General features: G+C 45.6%; 23 protein-coding genes. 11 read left to right on the top strand and 12 right to left on the bottom strand.

Annotation, left to right across the window (positions count from 1 at the left end):
* Genes R7E47_RS00480 through R7E47_RS00455 form a run of 6 tightly spaced genes read left to right on the top strand, consistent with a single transcriptional unit; the run spans position 1 to position 5,937 of the window.
* Entirely contained in the window at positions 1–699 is a 699-nt protein-coding gene (locus tag R7E47_RS00480) for an ABC transporter ATP-binding protein (protein ID WP_005383201.1), read from the top strand.
* Positions 687–1,955, top strand: a complete 1,269-nt coding sequence (locus R7E47_RS00475) for an ABC transporter permease (protein ID WP_318083517.1) — start codon at positions 687–689, stop codon at positions 1,953–1,955. The genes R7E47_RS00480 and R7E47_RS00475 overlap by 13 nt, the downstream gene beginning before the upstream one ends.
* Positions 1,948–2,733 carry an outer membrane lipoprotein-sorting protein gene (locus R7E47_RS00470; protein ID WP_318083515.1) on the top strand — a complete coding sequence of 262 codons (786 nt, stop codon included), beginning with the start codon at positions 1,948–1,950 and terminating at the stop codon, positions 2,731–2,733. The genes R7E47_RS00475 and R7E47_RS00470 overlap by 8 nt, the downstream gene beginning before the upstream one ends.
* A 45-nt stretch (positions 2,734–2,778) precedes the next feature.
* Positions 2,779–4,107 carry a hypothetical protein gene (locus R7E47_RS00465; RefSeq protein ID WP_318083513.1) on the top strand — a complete coding sequence of 443 codons (1,329 nt, stop codon included), beginning with the start codon at positions 2,779–2,781 and terminating at the stop codon, positions 4,105–4,107.
* Positions 4,108–5,130, top strand: a complete 1,023-nt coding sequence (locus R7E47_RS00460) for a sensor histidine kinase (protein WP_318083511.1) — start codon at positions 4,108–4,110, stop codon at positions 5,128–5,130.
* 15 nt (positions 5,131–5,145) lie between these two features.
* Complete coding sequence (locus tag R7E47_RS00455) at positions 5,146–5,937, top strand: LytTR family DNA-binding domain-containing protein (RefSeq protein ID WP_318083509.1); 792 nt, start codon at positions 5,146–5,148, stop codon at positions 5,935–5,937.
* A 140-nt stretch (positions 5,938–6,077) separates the two neighbouring features.
* Here the strand turns inward: R7E47_RS00455 and R7E47_RS00450 are convergent, their stop codons facing one another.
* The 4 genes from R7E47_RS00450 to R7E47_RS00435 all read right to left on the bottom strand — a co-directional run bounded on the left by R7E47_RS00450 (position 6,078) and on the right by R7E47_RS00435 (position 9,736).
* A complete protein-coding gene (locus R7E47_RS00450; RefSeq protein WP_238975634.1) occupies positions 6,078–6,572 on the bottom strand; it encodes a peptidylprolyl isomerase in 495 nt (164 codons plus the stop codon).
* A 121-nt stretch (positions 6,573–6,693) separates the two neighbouring features.
* Entirely contained in the window at positions 6,694–8,355 is a 1,662-nt protein-coding gene (locus R7E47_RS00445) for a methyl-accepting chemotaxis protein (RefSeq protein ID WP_258634763.1), read from the bottom strand.
* Between the two features lie 175 nt (positions 8,356–8,530).
* Positions 8,531–8,917, bottom strand: a complete 387-nt coding sequence (locus R7E47_RS00440) for a thiol-disulfide oxidoreductase DCC family protein (protein WP_182038569.1) — start codon at positions 8,915–8,917, stop codon at positions 8,531–8,533.
* Positions 8,918–8,941: 24 nt separating this feature from the next.
* Complete coding sequence (locus tag R7E47_RS00435) at positions 8,942–9,736, bottom strand: DUF4344 domain-containing metallopeptidase (RefSeq protein WP_182038571.1); 795 nt, start codon at positions 9,734–9,736, stop codon at positions 8,942–8,944.
* An 862-nt stretch (positions 9,737–10,598) separates the two neighbouring features.
* Between R7E47_RS00435 and gltS (R7E47_RS00430) the strand changes: the two genes are divergently transcribed.
* Entirely contained in the window at positions 10,599–11,834 is a 1,236-nt protein-coding gene (gltS, locus tag R7E47_RS00430) for a sodium/glutamate symporter (RefSeq protein ID WP_025768730.1), read from the top strand.
* A 99-nt stretch (positions 11,835–11,933) separates the two neighbouring features.
* On the opposite strand, the gene R7E47_RS00425 is transcribed toward gltS (R7E47_RS00430), so the two are convergent.
* Genes R7E47_RS00425 through R7E47_RS00415 form a run of 3 tightly spaced genes read right to left on the bottom strand, consistent with a single transcriptional unit; the run spans position 11,934 to position 13,989 of the window.
* Positions 11,934–12,764 carry a membrane protein gene (locus tag R7E47_RS00425; protein ID WP_025768731.1) on the bottom strand — a complete coding sequence of 277 codons (831 nt, stop codon included), beginning with the start codon at positions 12,762–12,764 and terminating at the stop codon, positions 11,934–11,936.
* The gene (locus tag R7E47_RS00420; protein ID WP_005383221.1) at positions 12,764–13,621 is read right to left on the bottom strand and encodes an ABC transporter ATP-binding protein; all 858 of its coding nucleotides are present in this window, start codon (positions 13,619–13,621) and stop codon (positions 12,764–12,766) included. The genes R7E47_RS00425 and R7E47_RS00420 overlap by 1 nt, the downstream gene beginning before the upstream one ends.
* On the bottom strand, positions 13,618–13,989 hold the full coding sequence (locus R7E47_RS00415) for a GntR family transcriptional regulator (RefSeq protein ID WP_005374444.1): 372 nt from the start codon (positions 13,987–13,989) through the stop codon (positions 13,618–13,620). Before R7E47_RS00415 ends, R7E47_RS00420 begins: the two co-directional genes overlap by 4 nt.
* A 413-nt stretch (positions 13,990–14,402) precedes the next feature.
* On the opposite strand from R7E47_RS00415, the gene gltS (R7E47_RS00410) reads away from it, so the two are divergent.
* Both gltS (R7E47_RS00410) and R7E47_RS00405 read left to right on the top strand, forming a co-directional pair.
* Positions 14,403–15,629 carry a sodium/glutamate symporter gene (gene gltS / locus R7E47_RS00410; protein ID WP_005374443.1) on the top strand — a complete coding sequence of 409 codons (1,227 nt, stop codon included), beginning with the start codon at positions 14,403–14,405 and terminating at the stop codon, positions 15,627–15,629.
* A gap of 152 nt (positions 15,630–15,781) precedes the next feature.
* The gene (locus R7E47_RS00405; RefSeq protein WP_005374442.1) at positions 15,782–16,648 is read left to right on the top strand and encodes a hypothetical protein; all 867 of its coding nucleotides are present in this window, start codon (positions 15,782–15,784) and stop codon (positions 16,646–16,648) included.
* A 90-nt stretch (positions 16,649–16,738) separates the two neighbouring features.
* Here R7E47_RS00405 and nagB read toward each other — a convergent pair whose 3' ends face one another.
* Entirely contained in the window at positions 16,739–17,539 is an 801-nt protein-coding gene (gene nagB / locus R7E47_RS00400) for a glucosamine-6-phosphate deaminase (RefSeq protein ID WP_005374441.1), read from the bottom strand.
* 374 nt (positions 17,540–17,913) lie between these two features.
* Between nagB and R7E47_RS00395 the strand changes: the two genes are divergently transcribed.
* On the top strand, positions 17,914–18,165 hold the full coding sequence (locus R7E47_RS00395) for a DUF3081 domain-containing protein (RefSeq protein ID WP_005374440.1): 252 nt from the start codon (positions 17,914–17,916) through the stop codon (positions 18,163–18,165).
* A gap of 147 nt (positions 18,166–18,312) precedes the next feature.
* Here R7E47_RS00395 and R7E47_RS00390 read toward each other — a convergent pair whose 3' ends face one another.
* Complete coding sequence (locus tag R7E47_RS00390; protein ID WP_005374439.1) at positions 18,313–18,666, bottom strand: DUF413 domain-containing protein; 354 nt, start codon at positions 18,664–18,666, stop codon at positions 18,313–18,315.
* 149 nt (positions 18,667–18,815) lie between these two features.
* Here R7E47_RS00390 and R7E47_RS00385 point away from each other — a divergent pair, with 149 nt between their 5' ends.
* Positions 18,816–19,709, top strand: coding sequence for a LysR family transcriptional regulator (locus R7E47_RS00385; protein ID WP_005374436.1), 894 nt, complete (start codon positions 18,816–18,818; stop codon positions 19,707–19,709).
* 81 nt (positions 19,710–19,790) lie between these two features.
* Here the strand turns inward: R7E47_RS00385 and R7E47_RS00380 are convergent, their stop codons facing one another.
* From R7E47_RS00380 to R7E47_RS00370, 3 genes are all read right to left on the bottom strand, one after another.
* Positions 19,791–20,486, bottom strand: coding sequence for a pirin family protein (locus R7E47_RS00380; RefSeq protein WP_238970634.1), 696 nt, complete (start codon positions 20,484–20,486; stop codon positions 19,791–19,793).
* Positions 20,487–20,495: 9 nt separating this feature from the next.
* Positions 20,496–20,939, bottom strand: a complete 444-nt coding sequence (locus tag R7E47_RS00375) for a DoxX family protein (protein WP_005374434.1) — start codon at positions 20,937–20,939, stop codon at positions 20,496–20,498.
* 325 nt (positions 20,940–21,264) lie between these two features.
* Positions 21,265–21,468 carry a hypothetical protein gene (locus R7E47_RS00370; RefSeq protein WP_017633816.1) on the bottom strand — a complete coding sequence of 68 codons (204 nt, stop codon included), beginning with the start codon at positions 21,466–21,468 and terminating at the stop codon, positions 21,265–21,267.
* Positions 21,469–21,618 lie beyond the last annotated feature (150 nt).

Genomic DNA, 21,618 nt, shown 5'->3' with positions numbered 1-21,618 from the left:
ATGATTGTTTTTAATCAACTTAGCCGCGATTACGCCCTTGGCAGCCAAACGGTGCGTGCATTACGAGACGTTTCTGGTGAAGTGTTTTCCGGCGAAATGGTGGCATTGTGCGGACCGTCTGGCTCAGGCAAAAGCACCTTACTTAACGTGCTTGGCATGCTGGATACTCAATACCAAGGTCAGGTGACATTTGCAGGCAGCCCATACCCAACCGGACAAATGCAGGCGGCGAAAATGCGCCGTGAAAAGCTTGGTTTTGTGTTCCAAAAATTCAATCTTGTGCCTGTGATGACGGCGTTGGAGAACGTGGCGTATCCGTTACACCTCAACGGCTTTTCAAAAGCAGAGCAAACCGAGCTCGCTACGCAAATGCTAGAACACGTTGGCTTGGGCGAATTTATTCATCATATGCCCGATAACTTGTCGGGCGGTCAGCAACAACGTGTGGCAATTGCTCGTGCGTTAGTACACAAACCAGCGTTGGTGATTGCTGATGAGCCAACCGCAAGTCTTGATAGCCAAACTGCCAACAAGGTCATCGACATTATGAAAGGGCTTGGACACGAGCTTGGCACTACTTTTATCGTCGCCACACACGACCCTCGTATGGCATCCCGCTGTGACCGCACCATTGAGTTGGTGGACGGCAAAATCACCCAAACGCATGCAAGTGTGGAGGAGGTTTCATGGGCAAGCTAATTCCTGTTTCGGTTCGCCTCGCTTGGTTGAACCTGCAACGTAATCGCCGCCGCAGTTTATTGTCGATGCTGATCATTGCCATTGCCGTGTTTGCGTTAACCAGTGCGGGCGGTTTTGGTCTGTACACCTATGACAGTTTGAAAGAATCGACAGCGCGTGACACGGGGCATCTGACGTTAACCACGCCGGGTTACTTCGCTAAAGAAGAAGAGATGCCACTGAGTAACGGTTTAACTCACGCCGACGACATCACCAAGCAATTGATTGGCTTAAACGAAGTGCGAGGCGTGCAGCCACGAGTTGAGTTCAGTGGTTTGATTTCCAACGGCAACAAATCATCGATCTTTATCGGTATTGGCGTGAACGAGCGCGAATTCGATATGAAAGGACCGTTTTTGGATGTGCGCGAAGGGCAAACGCTGTCCAACATTCATGCATCGCGTTATGACCCAGCAGAGCCGGAAGTGATGCTTGGCGTTGATTTGGCGAACAACTTAAGCGTGCACGTTGGCGATTGGATCACCTTGCTGGCGACCACAACCGACGGTGCATTGAATGCGTATGACTTCAAAGTACGTGGCATCTACTCAACTGGCGTGCCTGAGCTTGATAAACGCCAACTTTACGTACACATCAACAGCGCGCAATCGTTGCTCGGTTCAGACAAAGTCAGTGCGTTATCTGTCTTCCTGTTCGATACCAGTTTAACTAACCAAGTCGAGCAACAAGTGGCTTCGGTGCTGAGTAAGCAAAAGCAGAACTTTGGCGACCAAGATATTGAGATTACGCCTTGGCAAGAGCGCGCGTTCTTCTATCTCAAAGTGAAAGATTTGTACGACCGTATCTTCGGCATCATGGGCGCAGTAATGGCGCTGGTGGTCTTTGTTGCGCTGTTCAACACCATGACCATGTCGGTCACCGAGCGTACACGTGAAATTGGCACCTTGTCGGCTCTTGGTAGCTACCCTCGCGAAATCATTGCTGGGTTCTTGCGCGAAGCAGGGTTACTCGCGGTGATTGGCAGCTTAATCGGTGCTTTGTTTACTGCGTTAGTTACCGTCTTACTGATGGTCGTGGAGGTACAAATGCCGCCACCACCAGGACGCACGGAAGGTTACCCATTAACGATTTACTTCTCTTGGGAGCTGGTGGCCGTCGCAGGATTCGCAGTATTGATGATTTGTTTGGTTACGGCGTTTTTCTCGGCGCGCAAAGGGGTGAACAAGCCAATTACGGAGGCACTGATTTATGTTTAATTTCAAATCACTATTACCAATTGCATTGCTGACGGCAAGCGGCGTTGTAAGCATGAATGTCAGTGCGAATGAAAGAGCGTTAGATGCACAGCAAGTTGCGCAATTGATTGAAAAAGCCGACAGCTACCGCTTGCACGATGATTCCTCCAAAGTGGTGTCTCTGGTGCGCTTATATCAAGACCAAGAGTTAGATAAAACCCGCCTTTACCACGTGTACACGCGTCCAAATCGTGAATCGCTGGTGGTGTTCAAATCAGCAGTCGAAGCTGGGCAAAAGATGCTGATGATGGGCGACAACTACTGGCTGCAAATGCCAAAGAGCCGCCGTCCGATTCGCATTACGCCAATGCAAAAGCTGCTTGGTGAAGCGTCTATCGGCGACATCTCAACGCTGACGTGGAGCCAAGATTATCAAGGTGATTGGAAAGCGACAGAAACTGTCTCGGTGAACGGAGAGAGTGTCGCGGCTTATCACCTTGCGTTAACCGCGAAAACCAAAGGGGCGAGCTATCAGAAGATCGATTTGTGGTTGTCTGAGCAAGATGCGTTTCCAATTAAAGCTGATCTCTACTTGCGCTCTGGCAAGCTCGCCAAGCAAGCGCAATATGGACGTGCAACCGACAACGGCGAAGACTACGTCAGTGAGATGACCTTGCTTGATAGCATTCAGCCGAGCAAAAAGACCGTTATCGAGTACCAAGAAATCGTGCCTTGGCAACTGGATAACAAGTTCTACAACCCAAGTTATTTGCCTAAAGCCAACACGACTCAGCTTTAGTCTGAGCTTCGTAAATAGAACCATGAAAACGAGCAAGGAAGTCACATGAAATCGCGCCAGCCTAACTTTACCAAAAGCACCAGTTTGTTGATTGCTGCCTCATTGTGTGTGGGCGCGTCAGCCCCTGCTTTTGCCAATGATGAACTGAGTTTTGAGTGGGATTGGGCTGTCAGTTACGAAACGGCCAAGCAGCGTGATAGCGCATTTATGCAGGCGCAGAGCAGCTCTCGTGATTCACTTAATGCACTGTTGGATGTGCAGGTGAATTATCAGAACTTCAGTGGTTTGTTCGCTCTGTATAGCCAAGGTTTGTACCTCAATCAACAAGGAAAGAGTGATTGGTGGAGTGAAGCTGATAACCAGTTGCTGATTAGAGAGCTGGCTTGGCTAGGGGAATGGCAAGTCGGTGATACCACTCTTGATGTGAGTTTAGGTAAGTTGCGTGTGGATTGGGGCGTGGGTTATGGCTACCGACCTTTGGATCTGTTTAAGCCTTATCGACAAAACCCGGTTGGCTTAGTCGCAGAAGAGGGGGCGGGTGTGTTTTCACTTTCACACTATGATATGGCCGGCGAGTGGACCGTCATTGCGACCGATTCAAGCTGGGGGCAACAAAACCAAAGTGCACTTGATCAAGCCGCAGAGCAGCAAGGTGTTGGTATTCGTCGATACGCGCTGGTGGGTGACACCGAGTATCAACTTATTGGTTATTACGATGATGTGCGCCGAGGTTTACTCGGAGCCAGTGCCATTGCCGTGTGGGATGAATCCATCGCCATGCACGGATCAATGCTGTGGCAAAAGCAAAGTGTCGGCTATCAGTTTCAGCAAGACGATCTTTACCAACCCGTTTCAGTTGAGGAGCAGGGAAGCGCATTCCAAGCCTTAGTTGGGGTGAACTGGGCAAACCAAGCCGGACACAACGTGATTGCTGAATATTGGTACGACAGCCGAGCATGGTCGAAAAGCGAATGGCAACAAGCAATAGAGCGTGGCGAATTACTCTCTCAACCCCTTAATTCCCAAACGTCTCTACTTGCGACAAGCTACGCCCAAGGGTTTCAGCATGCCAATATCGTTCAGCATAATGTAATGCTGCACTGGAGTTGGGATGTGGAAGCGTGGGCTGCATGGAACGGTAAAGCGGATATGGGCTGGCTAAGTGATGTAACCCCTACGTTGGATGTGATGTTGTCGCCACAAGATGGTGGTGTGATTGTCACGCAGTGGCTTAACTACCAATGGATTGATACTGGCGATCAAAGTGTAGAAGTGGAAGTTGCCGCACGCTTTTTAACCGGAGACGACCAATCTGCTTACGCACAAATCAATGATAAGCATATGATTGTATTTAACATCAAAGGGAAATTCTAAATGTGTTCAGCAAAATCAGTGGTGAAAAGTGGATGGCCGCGTAGCTTATTAGTGACCACGGCATTTTGTTTCTTTATTGCAGCAATGACGCTCTCGGTTTGGGGCGGTCCATTTTATATTCATGTGGCGGTTAGCTTTGGATTTGGCTATTCGGCTATCTTCTTCTCATGGCTTGTCGACCGCCTGTTTCCTACCATTCCTCGTTTGGTGGAAGTGGCTATCTCGCTGACGGCTTGCCTATTGTTTGGTGTGGTGAACGCCCAGCTTTGGCTTGGGGAATACTTCGGTATCTCAAGTATGCTGTCGGTTGGTCTGATGGGATTGTTATTCAGCGCCATGTGCTTTTTCTATTTCTACTCACGCGAGCAACATGCGGTCGCTCAGCGAGAGTTGGAGGCCATCAAACGCGAGAAAGCAGAGCAAGACCGTGCGCTGCTGCTGAGTCAACTTAAGCAGATGCAAAGCCAGATTGAACCGCATTTCTTATTTAATACCTTGGCGAATATCAGCGCGCTCATGTCGCAAGATGTCGATAAAGCCAAGCTGATGCTAGAACAATTAACCGCGCTACTGCGTGCAACGCTTAAAAGCTCACGTGAAGAACGCACCACCATCGACGATGAAACGGCGTTAATTGAGGCTTACTTAGGTATTCAACAAACTCGTTTGGGTGAACGACTCAGTTACAAGATTGAGGTGGAAGAGGGTTTGGGCAGAACCGAGTTACCGCCGATGATGCTACAACCCTTAATAGAGAACGCTATCATCCATGGTATTGAGCCGAAGCGAGAGGGTGGTGAAGTCCGTTTGCTCATCAAGCGCGAACAACAGAACTTGAAGATTGAAGTCAGAGACACCGGTGTTGGCTTGAATCACGTTAGTGGGCACATGGGCTCTGGCGTGGGTTTAAGTAATCTCAAGCAGCGAGTTGAAGCTTTGTTCGCAGGGCAAGGAGAGGTTTCTATCAGTGAGTCTGCTCAGGGTGGCGTTTGTGTTCGCTTGCGCTGGCCAATGGAATCGTAATCAAGGAAGAAAGGAATGAATACAGGGTTTACTGCCATTATTGCTGATGATGAACCGCTACTGAGGCGCCATCTTGATAAAAGCCTAGCTGAAGTGTGGCCAGAGCTAGAGGTGATAGCCAAAGTCGCGGATGGTGAACAAGCGTTGCAAGCCATTGAGCAAAACCAACCTGACATTGCGTTTCTTGATATTCGTATGCCAGTTCTGGATGGCATGACACTAGCGCAAAAACTCAATCAACTCGCCAATCCACCTTTGATTGTGTTTGTCACTGCGTACGATGATTACGCCATCAAAGCCTTTGAACAAAATGCCGCCGATTATTTGCTCAAGCCTATCTCGGATGAGCGCCTGATGACGACGTGTGAAAGAGTGAAAGCACGCCTTGCTAAGCGAGAGCAAGAGAGCAGTAATGTGCAGATGAGCAGCCTGTTAGAACAGTTACAACAATTATCCGCGCCACAAACGCCGCAATATCTTCAGTGGATCAAAGCGACGCAAGGGGAAGATATTCATCTGATTGCCACGTCTGATGTGTTGTATTTCAAAGCGGAAGAAAAATACGTTTCTGTGTATGCACAACAAGGACAAGGCAAAGTGCAGGAGTATTTGATTCGTACATCGTTGAAAGAGTTGATAGGGCAGCTTAACCCAGAACAGTTCTGGCAAGTGCACCGTTCAAGCGTGGTGCAAGTGTGCAAAATTAGCAAAGTAAACAAAGACTTTGCTGGCAGAATGTTTGTTCACGTTGGAGAGAACAGGCTCCCGGTGAGCCGTGCATCTCAAAGTTTGTTCAAAGGGATGTAATCGCTAGAGCTGCTCACTTTTTACACTGTAAACTCGCTGCTCATTTTTTTCAGCAATAAAAACAAAAAGCGCCTAGGTCATAAGACATTAGGCGCTTTCTTCGTTTTATAGCGACGATTTCTCCGAAGAGGCGAATGGGCTTATTCGCTGATCGTCACTTTCTCGATAATGATTGGATCGCATGGCACATCATCGTGACCAAGTTTAGAGGTCGTTTTCACTTTCGCGATGCGGTTTACGACATCCATACCCGCGGTCACTTTACCAAACACGGCGTAGCCCCAGCCTAGGTTGGTGGTTGCGGTGTGGTCTAGGAAATCATTGTCTTCCAAGTTAATGAAGAACTGTGCCGTTGCAGAGTGCGGAGCATCGGTACGCGCCATTGCGATAGTACCAACAAGGTTTTTTAGACCACGGTTTGCTTCGTTCGCGATAGGGGCGCATGTTGGCTTTTCTGCCATGTCTTCGGTATGACCGCCACCTTGGATCATAAAGCCGTCGATAACGCGGTGGAAAATGGTGCCGTCGTAGAAGCCATCTTCACAGTATTTTTTGAAGTTCTTTGAGCTAACTGGCGCTCGTTCTAGGTTCAATTCAATTTCGATGTCACCGAAATTGGTGGTCATAATAATCATCTTGTTTGCCCTTGTGGGTGCTAAGTTGGCGGCATTATAGCTAAGTCGCATTATGATAGCAGAAATAAAAACAGCGACGTTTTGGCGTCGCTGTTTGCATGTTGAGTGTTTGAGGAAAGCTCTAGACCGTAAAGCGACCGACCAAGTCGTACAGCTCGTTAGCTTTGTGGTTTAGGTTGCCACTACCTGCGCGGTTTTGATTCGCAAGGTGTGCCGATTGGCTGCTTTGTTGAGAGATGACTTCGATGCGTTGTGAAATCTCTTGGCCAACTTGGCTTTGCTCTTCGGTTGCTGTTGCGATCAGGGTGTTCATGTCCATGATGTTAGCAATTGCGGCTTGGATTTCTTGCAGTGCGGCAGAGGCAGCTCGTGCTTCCTCAACCGTTGCTTCACCACGCGCTTGGCTTGAGCCCATGGCTTTCACTGCTGCATCCGAGCCAGACTTCAACTGCTCAATCATTTGGTGAATTTCGCCTGTGCTGTCTTGAGTGCGACTTGCCAGTTTACGAACCTCATCGGCAACGACTGCGAAGCCTCGACCTTGTTCGCCTGCACGGGCTGCTTCAATGGCTGCGTTTAGTGCCAATAGGTTGGTTTGCTCGGCAATGTCTTGAATCACTTCTAGCGAAGAAGAAATGTTTTGTACGTCGCTCTCTAAACGAGAAATTACCGTGCTGGCTTCCGACACCTCTAGCGCGAGCGCTTCGACAGAGTTCGCTGCCGAATCAACAATGTGTTTTGCTTGTTGTGAGTTTTCATCGGCGTCTCTGGCTGATTGCGCGGCTTGGTTAGCGTTGTTTGAAATCTCGTGCGCCGTTGCTGTCATCTCAGTCATTGCCGCAGCGACCTGTTCGGTTTCTTCACGTTGACCTGAAGCTAACTCGTCCACTTGCGATGCACGCTGTGACATCTCGTTGGTCTCTGAAACCACTTCTTGTCCGACATGGCTAACACTCTTGATGATGCCTTGCAGGCTTTCAACGAAGATATTGAAGTTACGGCTAAGTTGGGTGAACTCCGGCACGCTCGATTCTTCCATGCGCGCGGTTAAATCTGCATCGCCTTGCGCGAAAGAGTGAATTGAAGCATCAAACTGCTCAATAGGCTTCATGATGCTGCGGTTAACAAACACGGCAAAGACTGCAACTATCGCTGTAATCGAGGCACAAAACAGGGCTATCGCAGTTAGTGTGGTGTTGAGATCTTCGTGTGCGGCTTTTTCCATGTCTGCCACAATGGCGTCGATATCGTCCGTGTAGAAACCCGTTCCTAACATCAAGTTCCATTCAGGAATAAAGACTGAGTAGCTGAGTTTCGGTAGTGCTTCACTCTGACCGAGTTTCGGGAAGTAATAAGTCGTGAACTCACCAGTTTTGGCATTTTTGATCAAATCCTGAATCAGGTAATTGCCTTTCTTGTCCTGCAAGTTATAGAAGTTTTCCCCGATGCCTTTGGTGTTTTTACCCACCACGACGCGAACGCCTTTTGAATCATAACCAAAGATGTAGCCGGATTGACCAAACTCTAGTTGTTTCAAGATAGGCAGAGCCTCTTCCAGTGGGGCATTTTGTGCGAGTAGCGGTTCGACAGCGGAACGCGCCATTTGTACGTAACTTTTGAGTTCGGCTTTTTTCATCTCCATCATTCGACTTCGAGTTTGCTCAATCTCGTGCTCGTTGTAGGCCGTGGTTTGTACGTAGGTGAACCACATCATGCCTATTGCCATAGTTAGAATTGGAATTATTGAAAGGATATATAGTCGTTTTCTGATCGTCAGATTCATAGAGACGTCCTTCTCTCGGCGCAGCGTTACAAGTGACAAGCTGAATAAGCTTGCCTGATAAAAGTGTTAATACTTATTGTTGTAATGCTTAGAGATTAACCGAGTTAATCAATCAGAAGTACTGGAAATTTGTAAATCTAGACGAAGGTCGTAGCATTTTTAAGCGGGATCACAATTAACGTGAACACGACCCACTATTGCAACGAGAAGTCCCTGTTAACCAATATGAGACGCGATACCTATTCTTTGCGAATTTGAGGTAAAGCCAGTCAGCAACAGGTTTAACGAGGCGCCAACGCAGTGGAGCGTAGAGCCAACCGCGACCAACTAATTGCCACGCACGATGAGTCACGTCCAACCCAAGCAGAAGCTCCCCCTTTTCGTTGAGGGCGTGCAAAATGGTGTTGGCTTGTTCAGGATCGATCTGCGGATAATCTGCGAATGTATCACTATAGATATCGACGGTTTTGATGTGCTGCTTGGAATCGCGTTGTTTTAGCGCCTTCATCTCTTTGGCACAAAGCGGGCAGGTTCCGTCATAAAATATGGTGAGGTTTGTCATTGCGGTCTTCTTATTTGAGATTTTCTAATCGCTTTTACGTGGCGAATTTTCTTTTGGTTCATTGTTTTGCAAGTAATGCAGCCAATTGTCGCGAATGTTGCCGTAATTGAATTGGCAGAACTCTTTGCGATCACGCAGGTAGTCTTTTTCTACTTCATCGAGTAAGGCTTTGTATTGCTCAGGATCACTACCGTACACCAAACATAACGTTGAAAAGTAACGCTGCAAATCAAAGCTGTGTTCGTCAATGTACTCGCCAAAATCGTAGTAGTCCGGTCTGTCGTCGGATTCGAATGCGAACATGTCGGCGGCGCTAATGGCCATATCTGCGCCATCTTCTAGGAAGTCAATCATTAAAATAGTGGCAAAATTATCGACCGCATCTTCTTCTTTTCCGAGAACAGGGATGCTTTGATCTTCGATGTAAGCATGTCCAGCTTCATGAAGTAAAGTGTGCAATAACGTATCTAGCGCCCCTGTTTTTGGGGATTTTCCGAAGCGTTCTCCATACTGATTATTGGAGAAGTAATTGAGCGACTCCAAATAAAAAGTGTAAGGAACGTATATTGTGTGTGTATCAGGATCATACATTGGACCATCTTCTCCGCCGTAAACCAGCGTGAGAGCTTTATCAAATGGAAAGTAGGCCTGAGACAGCTCAACAAAGATGGTGTTTACATCGCTGCTTTGAATCGATTGTTGGGCGATTTTTTCATGAGTTGTCTCTATGGGAGAATATTGAATACGAATGTTTTCAGCTGCTGTAGCTGATGAGACGATGCTGAGTAATAGCGCAGCGCAAAGCGAATGAATGTTCATGTGGGACTCTTGTTATTGAATAACTTGTATAAAAAATTATACATGTTTTTGTCTGATGCATAGTTGGGGGTGTACTCATTAGCCAAAGTCGGGACGTCGGTCTCGAAAAGCAATCATGATAACATCGCATATTTCGGCTGCTTGGTTCTCTAGGGCGTTTATCAAGACCTCTTGGATAAGAACGGCGGTGAAGTTATTAGCTATGCATCGTATTCTAAGAAGCTTACTGAGTAACTGTGCTTCGATTTTTATCTGTGAAAATGATAATAGGCAGTTAATCATTGCAAGGTTTAACTATGGGGGTGGTGAATGTCACTGAATTGAAGAAAATTATCAGCGATATGTTATAATCCTGCTCCGTTGTGACGAAAACGTTTGTTGCAGCCTGAGAGTTTCCTTGGATTCGGCTCGTTTATACACCATGAGCCAGAGTTGAAAAGCTACGACAGGAACAGGCAAACCCAATTGTTTTGAACGCGCTCTCGGCGTTTAGCGGTTACAACGGGAAGGAACTTTGTTTGATAGTAATTGACACATTCTGTTTAAGTAAGGGAGCCCGAAGTGGTTCAGAAAGTGTCACCCAGAATTTACTCACAACACAACACCCCAAGCGATAACGCACAGGTATTGCGAGGGGCCATTTGAAGGAGCTGTATCAGCTCCTTTCACATTTAAGGGCTTGCTAACAGCGTAAAAACTGACACATCGCTTAAGGAGCGCCCCTTAAACTAGCCTAAGGCGCATCTACACCAACTTTTTGAGTATTTTCGAAACAATAAAGCGAGAAAATTTGCTATTGAACGAAGGTTAAACTAACACTCATTCATTACGGAGAATGAAGAGAACAATAATAAGAGGCGATATGAATCATTTAATATCTGTAGGTGCACTGGAGTCCTTCTTGGTCGCAATCAGTGTGCTTTTCCTGGGGCATTTTATTAATGCTAAGCTACCGATTTTAAAGAAATTCAACATACCTGAGCCGATTGTAGGTGGTCTTATTGTGGCCTGCATGATTACTGCTCTTCATTTCAACGGCATCGACTTAGAGTTCGACTTGCCATTACAAAATACGTTTATGTTAATGTTTTTTGCGACAGTTGGTTTGGCCGCAAATTACACTCAGTTGATGAAAGGAGGTGCGAAGGTTTTTATCTTCTTAGCTGTCGCATCGTTTTACATCATCATACAAAACGGCGTTGGCGTTTCACTTGCGGCGGCGCTCGGTTTAGATCCTTTGATGGGGTTAATTGCTGGCTCGATTACTCTGTCAGGTGGTCATGGTACAGGTGCTGCGTGGTCACAAACCTTTCAAGACGTGTATGGATTGGATAACGTCTTAGAAATTGCAATGGCATCAGCGACTTTTGGTTTGATCATCGGCGGTATCATTGGTAGCCCTGTAGCGCAGCGTCTGGTGGAAAAGAACAACATAGAGTCTGAGTATGGTCGTGGTGGTCGAGATGCCAAAACTCACGAGAAATTCCCGGAGTTGGTGACTTACAATGAATACGAAGAAGATAAAGTAACGGCGAAAAAAGTGGTGGAGAAACTCTTCTTCCTACTGATCTGTGTTACTGGGGCCAAGTATGTCGAGCAATGGGTAAGCACGTATGAAATCTCATGGCTGATGATTCCAGACTTCGTATATGCGCTATTCATTGGTGTGATCATTACGAATTTCTTGGAAGTGACCAAGATTCGTAAGTTAGATGCCGAAACGGTCGATATGTTAGGTACGGTATCGCTATCTCTGTTCTTAGCGATGGCTCTGATGAGCTTGAAGTTATGGAATATCTTCGATCTAGCGATTCCATTCTTGGTTATTTTAGCTGTGCAGTCTGTCGTCTTAGCAATCTTTACGTACTATGTTACGTTCAAAGTGATGGGAAGCAACTACGATGCTGCTGTTATTGCAGGGGGGCACTGCGGTTTTGGCTTGGGGGCAACCCCAACAGCCGTAATGAACATGGGTTCGATCGTTAACCGATTTGGCCCGTCGCCACAAGCATTTATGGTGGTGCCAATTGTGGGCGCTTTCTTTATCGACATCGTCAACTTAATTATCTTGCAAGGCTACATTTCATTCCTTGGTTAAAGTTAAGTGGATGAGCTCCTAGAGGCGAAATAAAACGGTCACAACACTGGTTGTGACCGTTTTTTTATGACTTGGTTTGGTCGTTTATTGAACGAAGCATTATTGGATAGTTCGGCTGAACTTGAGGCTAGCTGTCCAACCAAGAATACCAATGAAGGCGTAAATGCCAACGTTTAACCAACCCGCTTGAGGAATGGCATTGAATGGGTTTGGTGTAATAATGGCGTGCAGCGGAAGGTAAAGCACTTCGGAGAAAAACTGATCTAGCCCGTAGAAACCAAAAAGTGCGATAGGCATCCAACGCAGCGCATAAATGGCGATAAACAAAATGACCAGTGGTGAGTTCACTTTTTGTGAAATAGCCATCGCAGTTAATGCCAGCGGTAACAGCAGAATACCGGCGAACAACATTCTGATTAAAAACTCTCCCCAATGCAGCAGCACGTAACCTAACGAGGCTTGGCGGTACAATAAAGCCAATTGGTGATCAGTAGAGATGTTCAGCAACCACAACATTGAATTTGCAGCGAGTACGAGCACCGAGCAGACAAGCGGAATCACCAATAAGCCAAATCCTAGCTTCACTAAATGGGCTTTTATGTCACTGACAGGCATACTGCGCCAAAACATAATGCTGCCTTCCGCCCGTTCTTTGCGTAGCGTTCTTGGGAAGTACTGAACGGCTAACAAGATAGACAGCAGCCCTGCTCCTCCGGTAATCAACATATTGACATCATCACCAAGCTCTTTGTGAATGTCACTGACATCGCCACCAAAGCTCATTTGGAAAAACATATTGTGTTGTAGAGTGTCGTTACTCATTAAACTCACAAAGAGAATAACTCCACACGCCAACACAAACAGTGGAATACGTAAAACAAGAGGGTTTTCTAACCACTCTTTTTGCAACATCGCGACAACTGAACGCATTACGCTGCCTCCTTCTGCAATGCTAAAAATAAATCCGCTAATTTCACCCCATGGATGGAGCCCATTGTTTCTGCTTGTTGGGCATACTGGGCTTTGAGTAACCATTTCGTTGAACCGAGGCCTTTTTGTGACGAGAGTGGGTTCATCGCTTCAATTTGTGTGCGGTGCTCGTCGTTGGCTTCAAGAATGAAATAGTCTTCACTGATACTGTCCATCGAGGTTTGCAGAACGGGGCGACCATGCTTAAGAATCAGAACATCTGTCAGCAAGTGCTCAATCTCTGATACTTCATGACTGGCGATGATCAACACGCGCTCGCCGTCGTGAAACCATTCCAATAAGTGACGATAAAACGTCTCGCGATACACGAGATCTAACCCGAGTGTCGGTTCATCCAATATGAGGATTTGGGTGTTGGTCGCGATCACAATCGCGAGGTGTAATTGCACCTTCATCCCTTTGGATAAAGATTTGATACGCGCACGAGGTTTGATGTCCGTTTGACGAAGTAGCGTATCTGCTTGGGCGCGATTGAACCCTGGGTGCACGCCCTCGGTATAGTTAAGCAGTTGAGCAACGGTCATCCAATCTGGCAGAACGTTGACATCCGAGATGTAGGATAAGCTCTGCATTATCTTGTCGCGTTGCATAATGGGTTCAAATCCGTTGATACGAATAGTGCCCTGATATTCATGTGCACCGAGTAGGGCATTAATAAGCGTTGATTTACCTGCGCCATTATGGCCGAGTAAGCCAAGTACTTGTCCTGCATGTAGGTCGAAACTCACTTCATGCAGTGCTTCTCCTTGTTGCTGATATTGCTTGGAGACGTTGTTTACACTGACTAATGCGCTCATTGGTCACCTTTCAAGTGTGGTTTTAGTTGTTGAATGAATTCGTCGAGTGACATATCCAGACGCTGTATTGTGTCGGCTATCTGCGGAATTTGTTGCTGAAGAAAACGTGCCTTCTCGTCTGCGAGTAATTTGAGCTTTGCTCCTGAAGCGACAAACATACCTTGACCGCGTTTTTTCTCCACTAGCCCGTCATCAACAAGCAATTGATAGCCTTTCATAACGGTGAGGTGGTTAATTTTCATATCTGCAGAGATGCTACGGACGGAGGGCAGAGCATCGCCTTCTTGCCAGACACCTTGCAGTATTTGCTGCGTGATCTGGTCTGCCAACTGTCGAAATATCGGTTGGCGATCATGCCAATTAGTCATGAGTGAATCTCTTGGTTGAGATGGTGTTATATATATGTATAACACCTAGTGCATTAGAGAGAAAGTAATAATTTAAAACCTAGTGTATCCGCCTGTCTCATTCGCTCTAAATATCCACCTATGTGGTCGTTGTTTTGAGGTTTTGTTTTATATGGAAATTAATTGCTTCTCATAAGTTGAGAAGTGTTGTTTTTCTCTTCCCATCAATACACTTATCGCCTGTTCTAAATGAATATTCTCACCGAATGATAATTAGCATAATTTTAGGTCTGCCTATTTCTTACTTGATGAGAATTGATGGTCAAGGAGGCCTAGAAAACAAAAGTTTCGAGAGGCAATCTGACTGGCTTAGGCACCTATCTCACGTTGAGCGCGTGCTCAATGAATGAGAAAGAGTAGAGTAAAGAGGTCTCATGAATCAGGTAATATCTATCGGCCCACAGGAGTCGTTCCTCGTCGCAATTTGCGTGTTGTTTTTAGGGCAGTTCATCAATACCAAGTTACCAACCTTAAAAAAATTTAATATTCCAGAGCCAATTGTTGGTGGTCTAGTGGTCGCTTGCGTCATCACGACGATGCACTTAAATGGTGTGGATGTCTCCTTTGATTTACCACTGCAAAACGTCTTTATGCTGATGTTTTTTGCAACCGTTGGCTTAGCGGCAAATTACACCCAACTGATTAAAGGCGGTGCGAAGGTTTTCATCTTCCTAGTTGTGGCATCGGTCTACATTCTTATCCAAAATGCGGTCGGCGTGTCCTTAGCAACAGCGTTGGGGTTAGATCCACTCATGGGGTTGATCGCCGGATCCATTACGCTTTCTGGCGGACATGGAACTGGAGCTGCGTGGTCGCAAACTTTTCAAGAAATGTATGGTTTGCATAATGTTCTAGAGGTGGCAATGGCTTCTGCTACATTTGGCTTGGTGATGGGCGGGATTATTGGCAGCCCTGTTGCACAAAAGCTACTAAACAAACACAACTTGGAATCGGAATACGGACGCACCAATCAAAGTCATCAGAGTTTCCCTGAACTGGTGACGTACAACGAACATGAGGAAGATCGTGTCACAGCGAAAAGAGTCGTTGAAAGTTTGTCCATCATTTTACTTTGCGTGACAGGCGCAAAGTATCTGGAGAGTTGGGTAAGCAGTTTTGACATCAAGTGGCTAATGATTCCCGATTTTGTGTATGCGCTGTTTATTGGTGTTGTTATCACTAACATCATGGAAGTGACGAAGGCGCGCAAGGTTGATTTAGAAACCGTTGATATTCTTGGCACGGTTGCACTATCTCTATTTCTTGCCATGGCCTTGATGAGTTTGAAATTGTGGAATATTTTCGATCTTGCGATCCCATTCCTTATTATTCTTGCTATTCAGTCGGCAGTGTTGGCGATGTTCACTTACTACGTAACATTCCGCATGATGGGAGGCAACTACGATGCGGCGGTGATCGCTAGCGGACACTGCGGTTTTGGGTTAGGTGCTACACCAACTGCGGTCATGAATATGGGCTCCATCGTGAGTCGATATGGTCCATCACCACAAGCATTTATGGTTGTTCCAATTGTCGGTGCATTCTTCATCGACATTGTGAATTTAGTGATTTTGCAAGGATGCATCGCTTTTATTAGATAACATTCGCTTTTTACCGAAATAACAAAGCCAGCACCTATACGCTGGCTTTGCTATTTGTAACACGAAATCTTGTTTGCCTGACTTCAAGCCGTGAAATCAATGCGTTACTATGACGACATAGTGTTCATTTTGCAGCAGCATGAGGTACCCACATGTCTGAAAAAATATCGACGTCGGCATTAGCGAAAATGCGCAAGGTAGAAGCTAAGCTGCTGTTTGCCGATCTCAAACGTGCAGGCTACATCGTTCGCCAAGATGAAAAGTGGATTTTGACCGAAGAAGGAGCAAAGTTTGGCGGTGAGTATGTGGATCACCCTAAATTTGGCCAGTTCATCGTCTGGCCGACCAACTTACATATTGAGCTGACTCCCAGCTCAGGGAAAACATTGAGCGCGACACAACTGGGTGAAAAGCTGAAATTGAATGCGAAGCGCATGAACCAGCTTTTGAGTGAACTGGGTTGGTTGACCAAATCCGAAGAGGGATGGAGTGTCACAGAAGCTGGTGTGCGCGCTGGTGGGCAGCAAAGAACCGATAAAGAAACACAAAATACCTTTGTCGTATGGCACGATGTGGTGCTGCGTAACAAGCGTCTTAAGCAGTCTGTCATTGAGTTTTTAGGGCAAGATGCGGAGTCACATTCTACGGATAAATCGTACTCAAGCTTTCGCCAAAAATTTGAAGCCAAGCACCGAACATTAGATGGGCATTACGTGCGCTCTAAGGGGGAGTTGCTCATCGACAACTGGCTGTACTTGGCTGGTGTAGTGCACGCTTATGAGCGTCAGTTGCCGATTGACCAAGATGTCACTAGCGATTTTTACTTACCAGGCGGTAAAGTCTATTTGCAATTTTGGGGAAGTGACGATGGGGAGATGGCTCAGGCCGACCGTGAGACCATTCGTACTGTTTATGAGCAGCATCATTTCAACCTTATCGAAGTCGAACCGAGTGAACTAGACAAGTTGGATGAAGTGCTTCCTAAGCGTCTTCGTCAGTTTGGTATTAAAGCTTATTGACGACTTAAGCCCGCTGTTCAGATAAGAAAAAACCCGTGTTCAACACGGGTTTTGTATTTTTAGTGTATTTCTAGGCTGCCATCCTATGAGTTAAAAGCCTTTGATGTTTTCTGCTTCTAGCTCAGAGAAGTACTTCACTGTCTTCACTTTCAGTTCTTGTTGAGCTGGTTCGTCGCATACGATCACCGCTTTAGGGTGAAGCTGAAGTGCAGAAACTGTCCATAGATGGTTTACACAACCTTCCACGGCTGCTTCTAGTGCCTGAGCTTTGTTATGACCAGTGACCAAGATCATCACTTCTTCTGAGTCTAGAAGCGTACCAACACCGATAGTCAGCGCGTATTTAGGCACTTGGTTGATATCGCCGTCAAAGAAGCGAGAGTTCGCAATGCGAGTGTCTTCAGTGAGGGTCTTGATGCGAGTACGAGAAGAAAGAGATGACGCTGGCTCGTTGAACGCGATGTGACCGTCGTTACCCACGCCGCCCATGAACAGGTTGATCTTGCCGTAAGACTTAATTTTGTCTTCGTAACGCTTACATTCTGCGTCGTGATCGTCTGTGTTACCGTTCAGTAGGTTGATATTTTCTTCTTGAATATCAATGTGATTAAAGAAGTTGTTGTACATGAACGAGCGGTAAGATTCTGGGTGATCCGCAGGGATGCCAATGTACTCATCCATGTTAAAAGTCACGACGTTTTTGAAGCTCACTTCGCCGGCTTGGTAAAGCTCGATTAAGGCTTTGTAGGTTGCTAGAGGAGTGCCACCAGTTGGTAGACCCAGAACGAATGGACGCTCAGCAGTAGGTTTAAAGTCGTTGATACGCTTAGCGATATGCGCAGCTGCCCACTTACCTACTTGTGCTGCTCGAGTTAACGGGATAAGTCTCATTTTGTGCCCCTAGTTATTGGAATTGACGATGTACTGAAACATTAATTCGCATTATAAAATAAGTAATGGCGAACTGCTATTGTTTTAGGTCAAAATTTTGCTTTTTCTTTAACCAATGTTGGTTTTGTCGACGATTTTTATATCTAAATGCTTTTATAAGACGATTTTTTACAAAGAAATTGCATTATGAAACTGACGAATCAATAGATAAAATTTATGATCTAAATTAAGTTCTGCCTTCGCACTTAACCTTGTTTTTTAACAACCTACAGAGTGCGAAATCGCACACGAACTTCAAATATTATGGGTTAGATATGGCATGGCGCTCATTCTTTAACCATAATTGAAATGTGTAAACCAGTGAGGAATTCGGTATGAAAAATGAGTTAGATCCGAGCAAAGTACTACAGGCTTACGAATGTGTGATGAACAACGGTACGCCAACCGAATTTGGTAAAATGTATGAAGGTGTAGAAGCGTTTTCTGACTACGATGGGTACAACGTTTTCTTGAGAGGGAATGGTGTTGAGCTAAAAATTGGCTTCCACAACACCTATCACTTGGAATATGACCAAGAGCATTTGAAAGAGAGCTTTCTGAAAAAGATTGCGACGCTCGCCAAGTAAACGGTCATCACCCAAATATTAAAAAAGCCCTTGGGAGAATGCCCCCTTGGGCTTTAGGAGAAGAAATGAGCTTGTCTTGCTCGCTCAGTAAAGTCAAACGAGCTTTCGCCTACTGCTAGAAAAAGGCGAGAACTAGGTTATTGGTTATTAATCGTCTTCAACCAAACTCTCTTCAATGTATTCTTCTGTGGCGTCAGGCTTGTTACGACCATTTAGCGTATGGAAGCGCTTGCGACCACGAGCAAGTTGGGTGTACTTTAGCCACGTACGCTCAAGTTTTGTTTTTGCTTTGCCCGGGTTTTCTAACACCTTGATGAAGTGTTTCTCTTCGCTGTTTTCAGGTGTTAATTCGCCTGACTCTAAGCCAAGCATTGTATCCCCATAAATTGTTAGGATTTCCTCTTCTGAAAGAGTAAAATCGCCAGACTTTGCAAAGCCGCGTGGGAATTTTACGTTATCGTAAAAACGTTTTTTGCCATGACGGAATTCAGTGTCAGACATGTCAACAGCCTCTGTAACCGTTATTGATGAATGTAGTGAACTTACGGCGAAAATTAGGCTTAAATCTAACAAAAGAAAAACAAAACTTTTTTGTCGTCATGATTTTAATTAGTTGTTAATCTGGTTTTATATTAACCAGGAGATGGTTTATGGATGTAAAAGTCTTTCGAACATTTTTAGAGCTGGCAAGAGTTCGTCACTTCGGACGTGCTGCTGAGAACCTTTATATTACCCAAGCCGCTGTGAGCGCACGTATCAAACAATTGGAAAGTTACTTCGATACGCAATTGTTTATTCGTGATCGAAATAACATAAAGTTGACCTCTGCAGGTGAGCGCTTAATCAGCTATGCCGAGGTAATGGTCACTACATTGCAACAAGCGAAGCTAGAATTATCGCTTGAAGATGGCAAAGCGCTGCAACTAACGTTAGGTGGCACGCCAAACATTTGGGACGCTTATTTACAGAATTGTTTAAGTGTCGTCACAGATTCGTTTGGTGGTTATGGCTTCATGGCAGAAGTGATGGGACGTGAGATGCTCAGTCGTAGCTTGCTAGAGCGCACGTTAGATATGGCATTTGCGTTCGATCAGATCAAAGCTGATGAGCTTAACTGTAAAAAAGTGGCAGATGTTGTTCTCGTTCTGGTATCAACTGAGAAAGATTCTTTAGACACCGTTTTCGAAAACAAATATGTGTACGTTGACTGGGGGACGCGTTTCTCCTCGGAGCATTCTGAACGTCACCCTAAGATTCCGGCTCCATATTTACGCACTTCAACAGCGCGTATCGCATTGGACTTTATTTTAGAGAAGGGTGGAGCCGCGTACTTACCAATCTCTCTCGTGGAGCCATTTATCGCTAATGGGCAGCTTCACAAGGTGTCTGGAGTAGAAGATTGGTGTCGCCCTATCTATTTGAGCTATCGTAAAGCTAGCTCGTCTGTAGACGCAATTAAGCAAGTGGAAGAAATTGTCAAAGAGATCGATCCACTGACCGCTTACAGTTTTCAGCAAATTGGTTCTGGCACTTCCGACGAATAGCGTTGAATGAAAAGTCAGAAAAACGAAAAAGCCGCCTTGAGAAATCAAGGCGGCTTTGTTTTTCTCTCGATGAATCGATAGTTATGGTAAGTCAAACAACAGGGCTGTTGTGCTTTCGTTTGATGTATTGCGCAAAACAACCTTACTCTGGTGTTCAATCTTCGCGCCGTCGCCAGCCGTCAAAGTGGTATTGTCGACACTAAGGCTCCCAGTCACTTGATGGATGAATAGATTTCGGCCCGACTCAATCTCAAAGTTTAGTTCGCTACTTGGCTCAAGAATTAACTGATGCAAAGTCGCATCTTGCTTAATAAGTAGCGTGCCGTTTTCTCCAGTTGGAGTTGCGATAGTCGTTAACCCAGGATTGCGACCAAAATCTTTTTGCTGATAACCTGGTTTGGTTCCAAATGTGTTCGGTTGAATCCAAATCTGTAGAAACCGCAGCGTATCTTGGTTCGATGCATTGTACTCACTGTGGTAAATCCCTTTCCCTGCCGACATGAGTTGGAATTCACCTGCAGGTAGTGTTTTGACGTTACCTTCACTGTCTTTGTGTGCGATAACACCTTCCAACACATAGCTGATGATCTCCATATCACGGTGGCCATGTGTATCAAAACCCGCGCCAGGCTTGACTACATCGTCATTAATGACTCTCAGCTCAGAAAAGCCCATATGTTGAGGATCGTAGTAGCTACCAAAAGAAAACGTATGTTTGCTATCAAGCCAGCCAAAGTTTGCTCGACCTCGGTCTGCTGCATGTCTTACCGTAACCATAAGGCCTCCTTAAGAGAGCTTTTTGTTTAAAAAGTTATCTAACGCTGCTTTACCTGCGCCAGAGAACGCCAGAGAAACGCTCGCTGCCAGTAATGCCAAGCCAAACTCGTAACCGTTGTTTGCCATGAACAGGCCATTCTCAAAGTGGACAGAGAATATCGCTACCACCATCGTGAACGCCAAAGCAACGGCTGCTGGTCGAGTTAGCAGACCAAGTAAAATGAACAAGCCGCCAAAGAACTCTGCGCTGCCCGCAAGTAACGCCATGAGTACGCCAGGACCTAAACCGATAGATGCCATCCACTGACCTGTGCCTTCTAGGCCGTAGCCACCAAACCAGCCAAACAGTTTTTGTGCGCCGTGCGCCATAAAGATAATGCCGATTGGAACGCGAAGTGATAGTGCGCTGTAACCTGCGTTTGACGTGGTAATTTTCTGTAATAGTGCTTTCATGATTCTGTCCTCTGACTCTTTTCAATGAGTGGGAAGCGTGTGCTCCCGTGCTGTTGAGAACAGTTTAGGTAGAGGCGAACATAAAAATAACGGGAGGATTTTGATAAACTCGTTCTAAAAAATTGAATGATTGGTTTTTATTTATTTAAATCAATGTCTTGATTTTTATATTCGGGTGTTTATTTGCCGATTATTGTCTGTTTTAAATCAAGGTCTGTCATTATTTTCGATAAACATTTTTGCTGTTAAATAAAAAAAGAGCACATGTACTGTGCTCTATTGCTTTCGCTTTTAACAAGGGAGAAAGGTGTGTTAAAGAAAACCGTCAGAGGTTCATTAAGCTCTCTAATGACTCCTCTACATTGTTGTAGTGATAAGTTCGAATATTACGTCCATCCGTCGCATTAATCTGAATTTCTGAGATCTCGTTATCTGAGTCTCGTTCGATAATTCCAATAGAATGATCTACGGATTTACTGGTAATAACCTTTTGGTTTCTTAATACAATTACGCAAGTATGTAAGTCCATGCCAATTCCCTTTAGCCGACGTTGTTGTGATGTTCTGGATCTAACTCTAGTGTACAAAAGCGCTAATGCCAATAAATCTCAATATTGAGTTCCGAAAATGGCTAATTGCGGGCGCTTAAGCAAGCTACAATAACACTATATTGAACGATG

It is taken from the genome of Vibrio sp. Vb1026, assembly GCF_033338745.1.
GTDB classification, from domain to species: domain Bacteria; phylum Pseudomonadota; class Gammaproteobacteria; order Enterobacterales; family Vibrionaceae; genus Vibrio; species Vibrio alginolyticus.
The sequence above is the reverse complement of the archived record's forward strand: the minus strand, read 5'-3'. Positions and strand labels throughout refer to the sequence as shown.

What these genes read in the sequence shown, in the direction of transcription:
- R7E47_RS00480 (WP_005383201.1), top strand. Translation starts at nt 1, where the DNA reads ATGATTGTTTTTAATCAACTTAGCCGCGATTACGCCCTTGGCAGCCAA.
- R7E47_RS00475 (WP_318083517.1), top strand. Translation starts at nt 687, where the DNA reads ATGGGCAAGCTAATTCCTGTTTCGGTTCGCCTCGCTTGGTTGAACCTG.
- R7E47_RS00470 (WP_318083515.1), top strand. Translation starts at nt 1,948, where the DNA reads ATGTTTAATTTCAAATCACTATTACCAATTGCATTGCTGACGGCAAGC.
- R7E47_RS00465 (WP_318083513.1), top strand. Translation starts at nt 2,779, where the DNA reads ATGAAATCGCGCCAGCCTAACTTTACCAAAAGCACCAGTTTGTTGATT.
- R7E47_RS00460 (WP_318083511.1), top strand. Translation starts at nt 4,108, where the DNA reads ATGTGTTCAGCAAAATCAGTGGTGAAAAGTGGATGGCCGCGTAGCTTA.
- R7E47_RS00455 (WP_318083509.1), top strand. Translation starts at nt 5,146, where the DNA reads ATGAATACAGGGTTTACTGCCATTATTGCTGATGATGAACCGCTACTG.
- R7E47_RS00450 (WP_238975634.1), bottom strand. Translation starts at nt 6,572, where the DNA reads ATGATTATTATGACCACCAATTTCGGTGACATCGAAATTGAATTGAAC.
- R7E47_RS00445 (WP_258634763.1), bottom strand. Translation starts at nt 8,355, where the DNA reads ATGAATCTGACGATCAGAAAACGACTATATATCCTTTCAATAATTCCA.
- R7E47_RS00440 (WP_182038569.1), bottom strand. Translation starts at nt 8,917, where the DNA reads ATGACAAACCTCACCATATTTTATGACGGAACCTGCCCGCTTTGTGCC.
- R7E47_RS00435 (WP_182038571.1), bottom strand. Translation starts at nt 9,736, where the DNA reads ATGAACATTCATTCGCTTTGCGCTGCGCTATTACTCAGCATCGTCTCA.
- gltS (WP_025768730.1), top strand. Translation starts at nt 10,599, where the DNA reads ATGAATCATTTAATATCTGTAGGTGCACTGGAGTCCTTCTTGGTCGCA.
- R7E47_RS00425 (WP_025768731.1), bottom strand. Translation starts at nt 12,764, where the DNA reads ATGCGTTCAGTTGTCGCGATGTTGCAAAAAGAGTGGTTAGAAAACCCT.
- R7E47_RS00420 (WP_005383221.1), bottom strand. Translation starts at nt 13,621, where the DNA reads ATGAGCGCATTAGTCAGTGTAAACAACGTCTCCAAGCAATATCAGCAA.
- R7E47_RS00415 (WP_005374444.1), bottom strand. Translation starts at nt 13,989, where the DNA reads ATGACTAATTGGCATGATCGCCAACCGATATTTCGACAGTTGGCAGAC.
- gltS (WP_005374443.1), top strand. Translation starts at nt 14,403, where the DNA reads ATGAATCAGGTAATATCTATCGGCCCACAGGAGTCGTTCCTCGTCGCA.
- R7E47_RS00405 (WP_005374442.1), top strand. Translation starts at nt 15,782, where the DNA reads ATGTCTGAAAAAATATCGACGTCGGCATTAGCGAAAATGCGCAAGGTA.
- nagB (WP_005374441.1), bottom strand. Translation starts at nt 17,539, where the DNA reads ATGAGACTTATCCCGTTAACTCGAGCAGCACAAGTAGGTAAGTGGGCA.
- R7E47_RS00395 (WP_005374440.1), top strand. Translation starts at nt 17,914, where the DNA reads ATGAAAAATGAGTTAGATCCGAGCAAAGTACTACAGGCTTACGAATGT.
- R7E47_RS00390 (WP_005374439.1), bottom strand. Translation starts at nt 18,666, where the DNA reads ATGTCTGACACTGAATTCCGTCATGGCAAAAAACGTTTTTACGATAAC.
- R7E47_RS00385 (WP_005374436.1), top strand. Translation starts at nt 18,816, where the DNA reads ATGGATGTAAAAGTCTTTCGAACATTTTTAGAGCTGGCAAGAGTTCGT.
- R7E47_RS00380 (WP_238970634.1), bottom strand. Translation starts at nt 20,486, where the DNA reads ATGGTTACGGTAAGACATGCAGCAGACCGAGGTCGAGCAAACTTTGGC.
- R7E47_RS00375 (WP_005374434.1), bottom strand. Translation starts at nt 20,939, where the DNA reads ATGAAAGCACTATTACAGAAAATTACCACGTCAAACGCAGGTTACAGC.
- R7E47_RS00370 (WP_017633816.1), bottom strand. Translation starts at nt 21,468, where the DNA reads ATGGACTTACATACTTGCGTAATTGTATTAAGAAACCAAAAGGTTATT.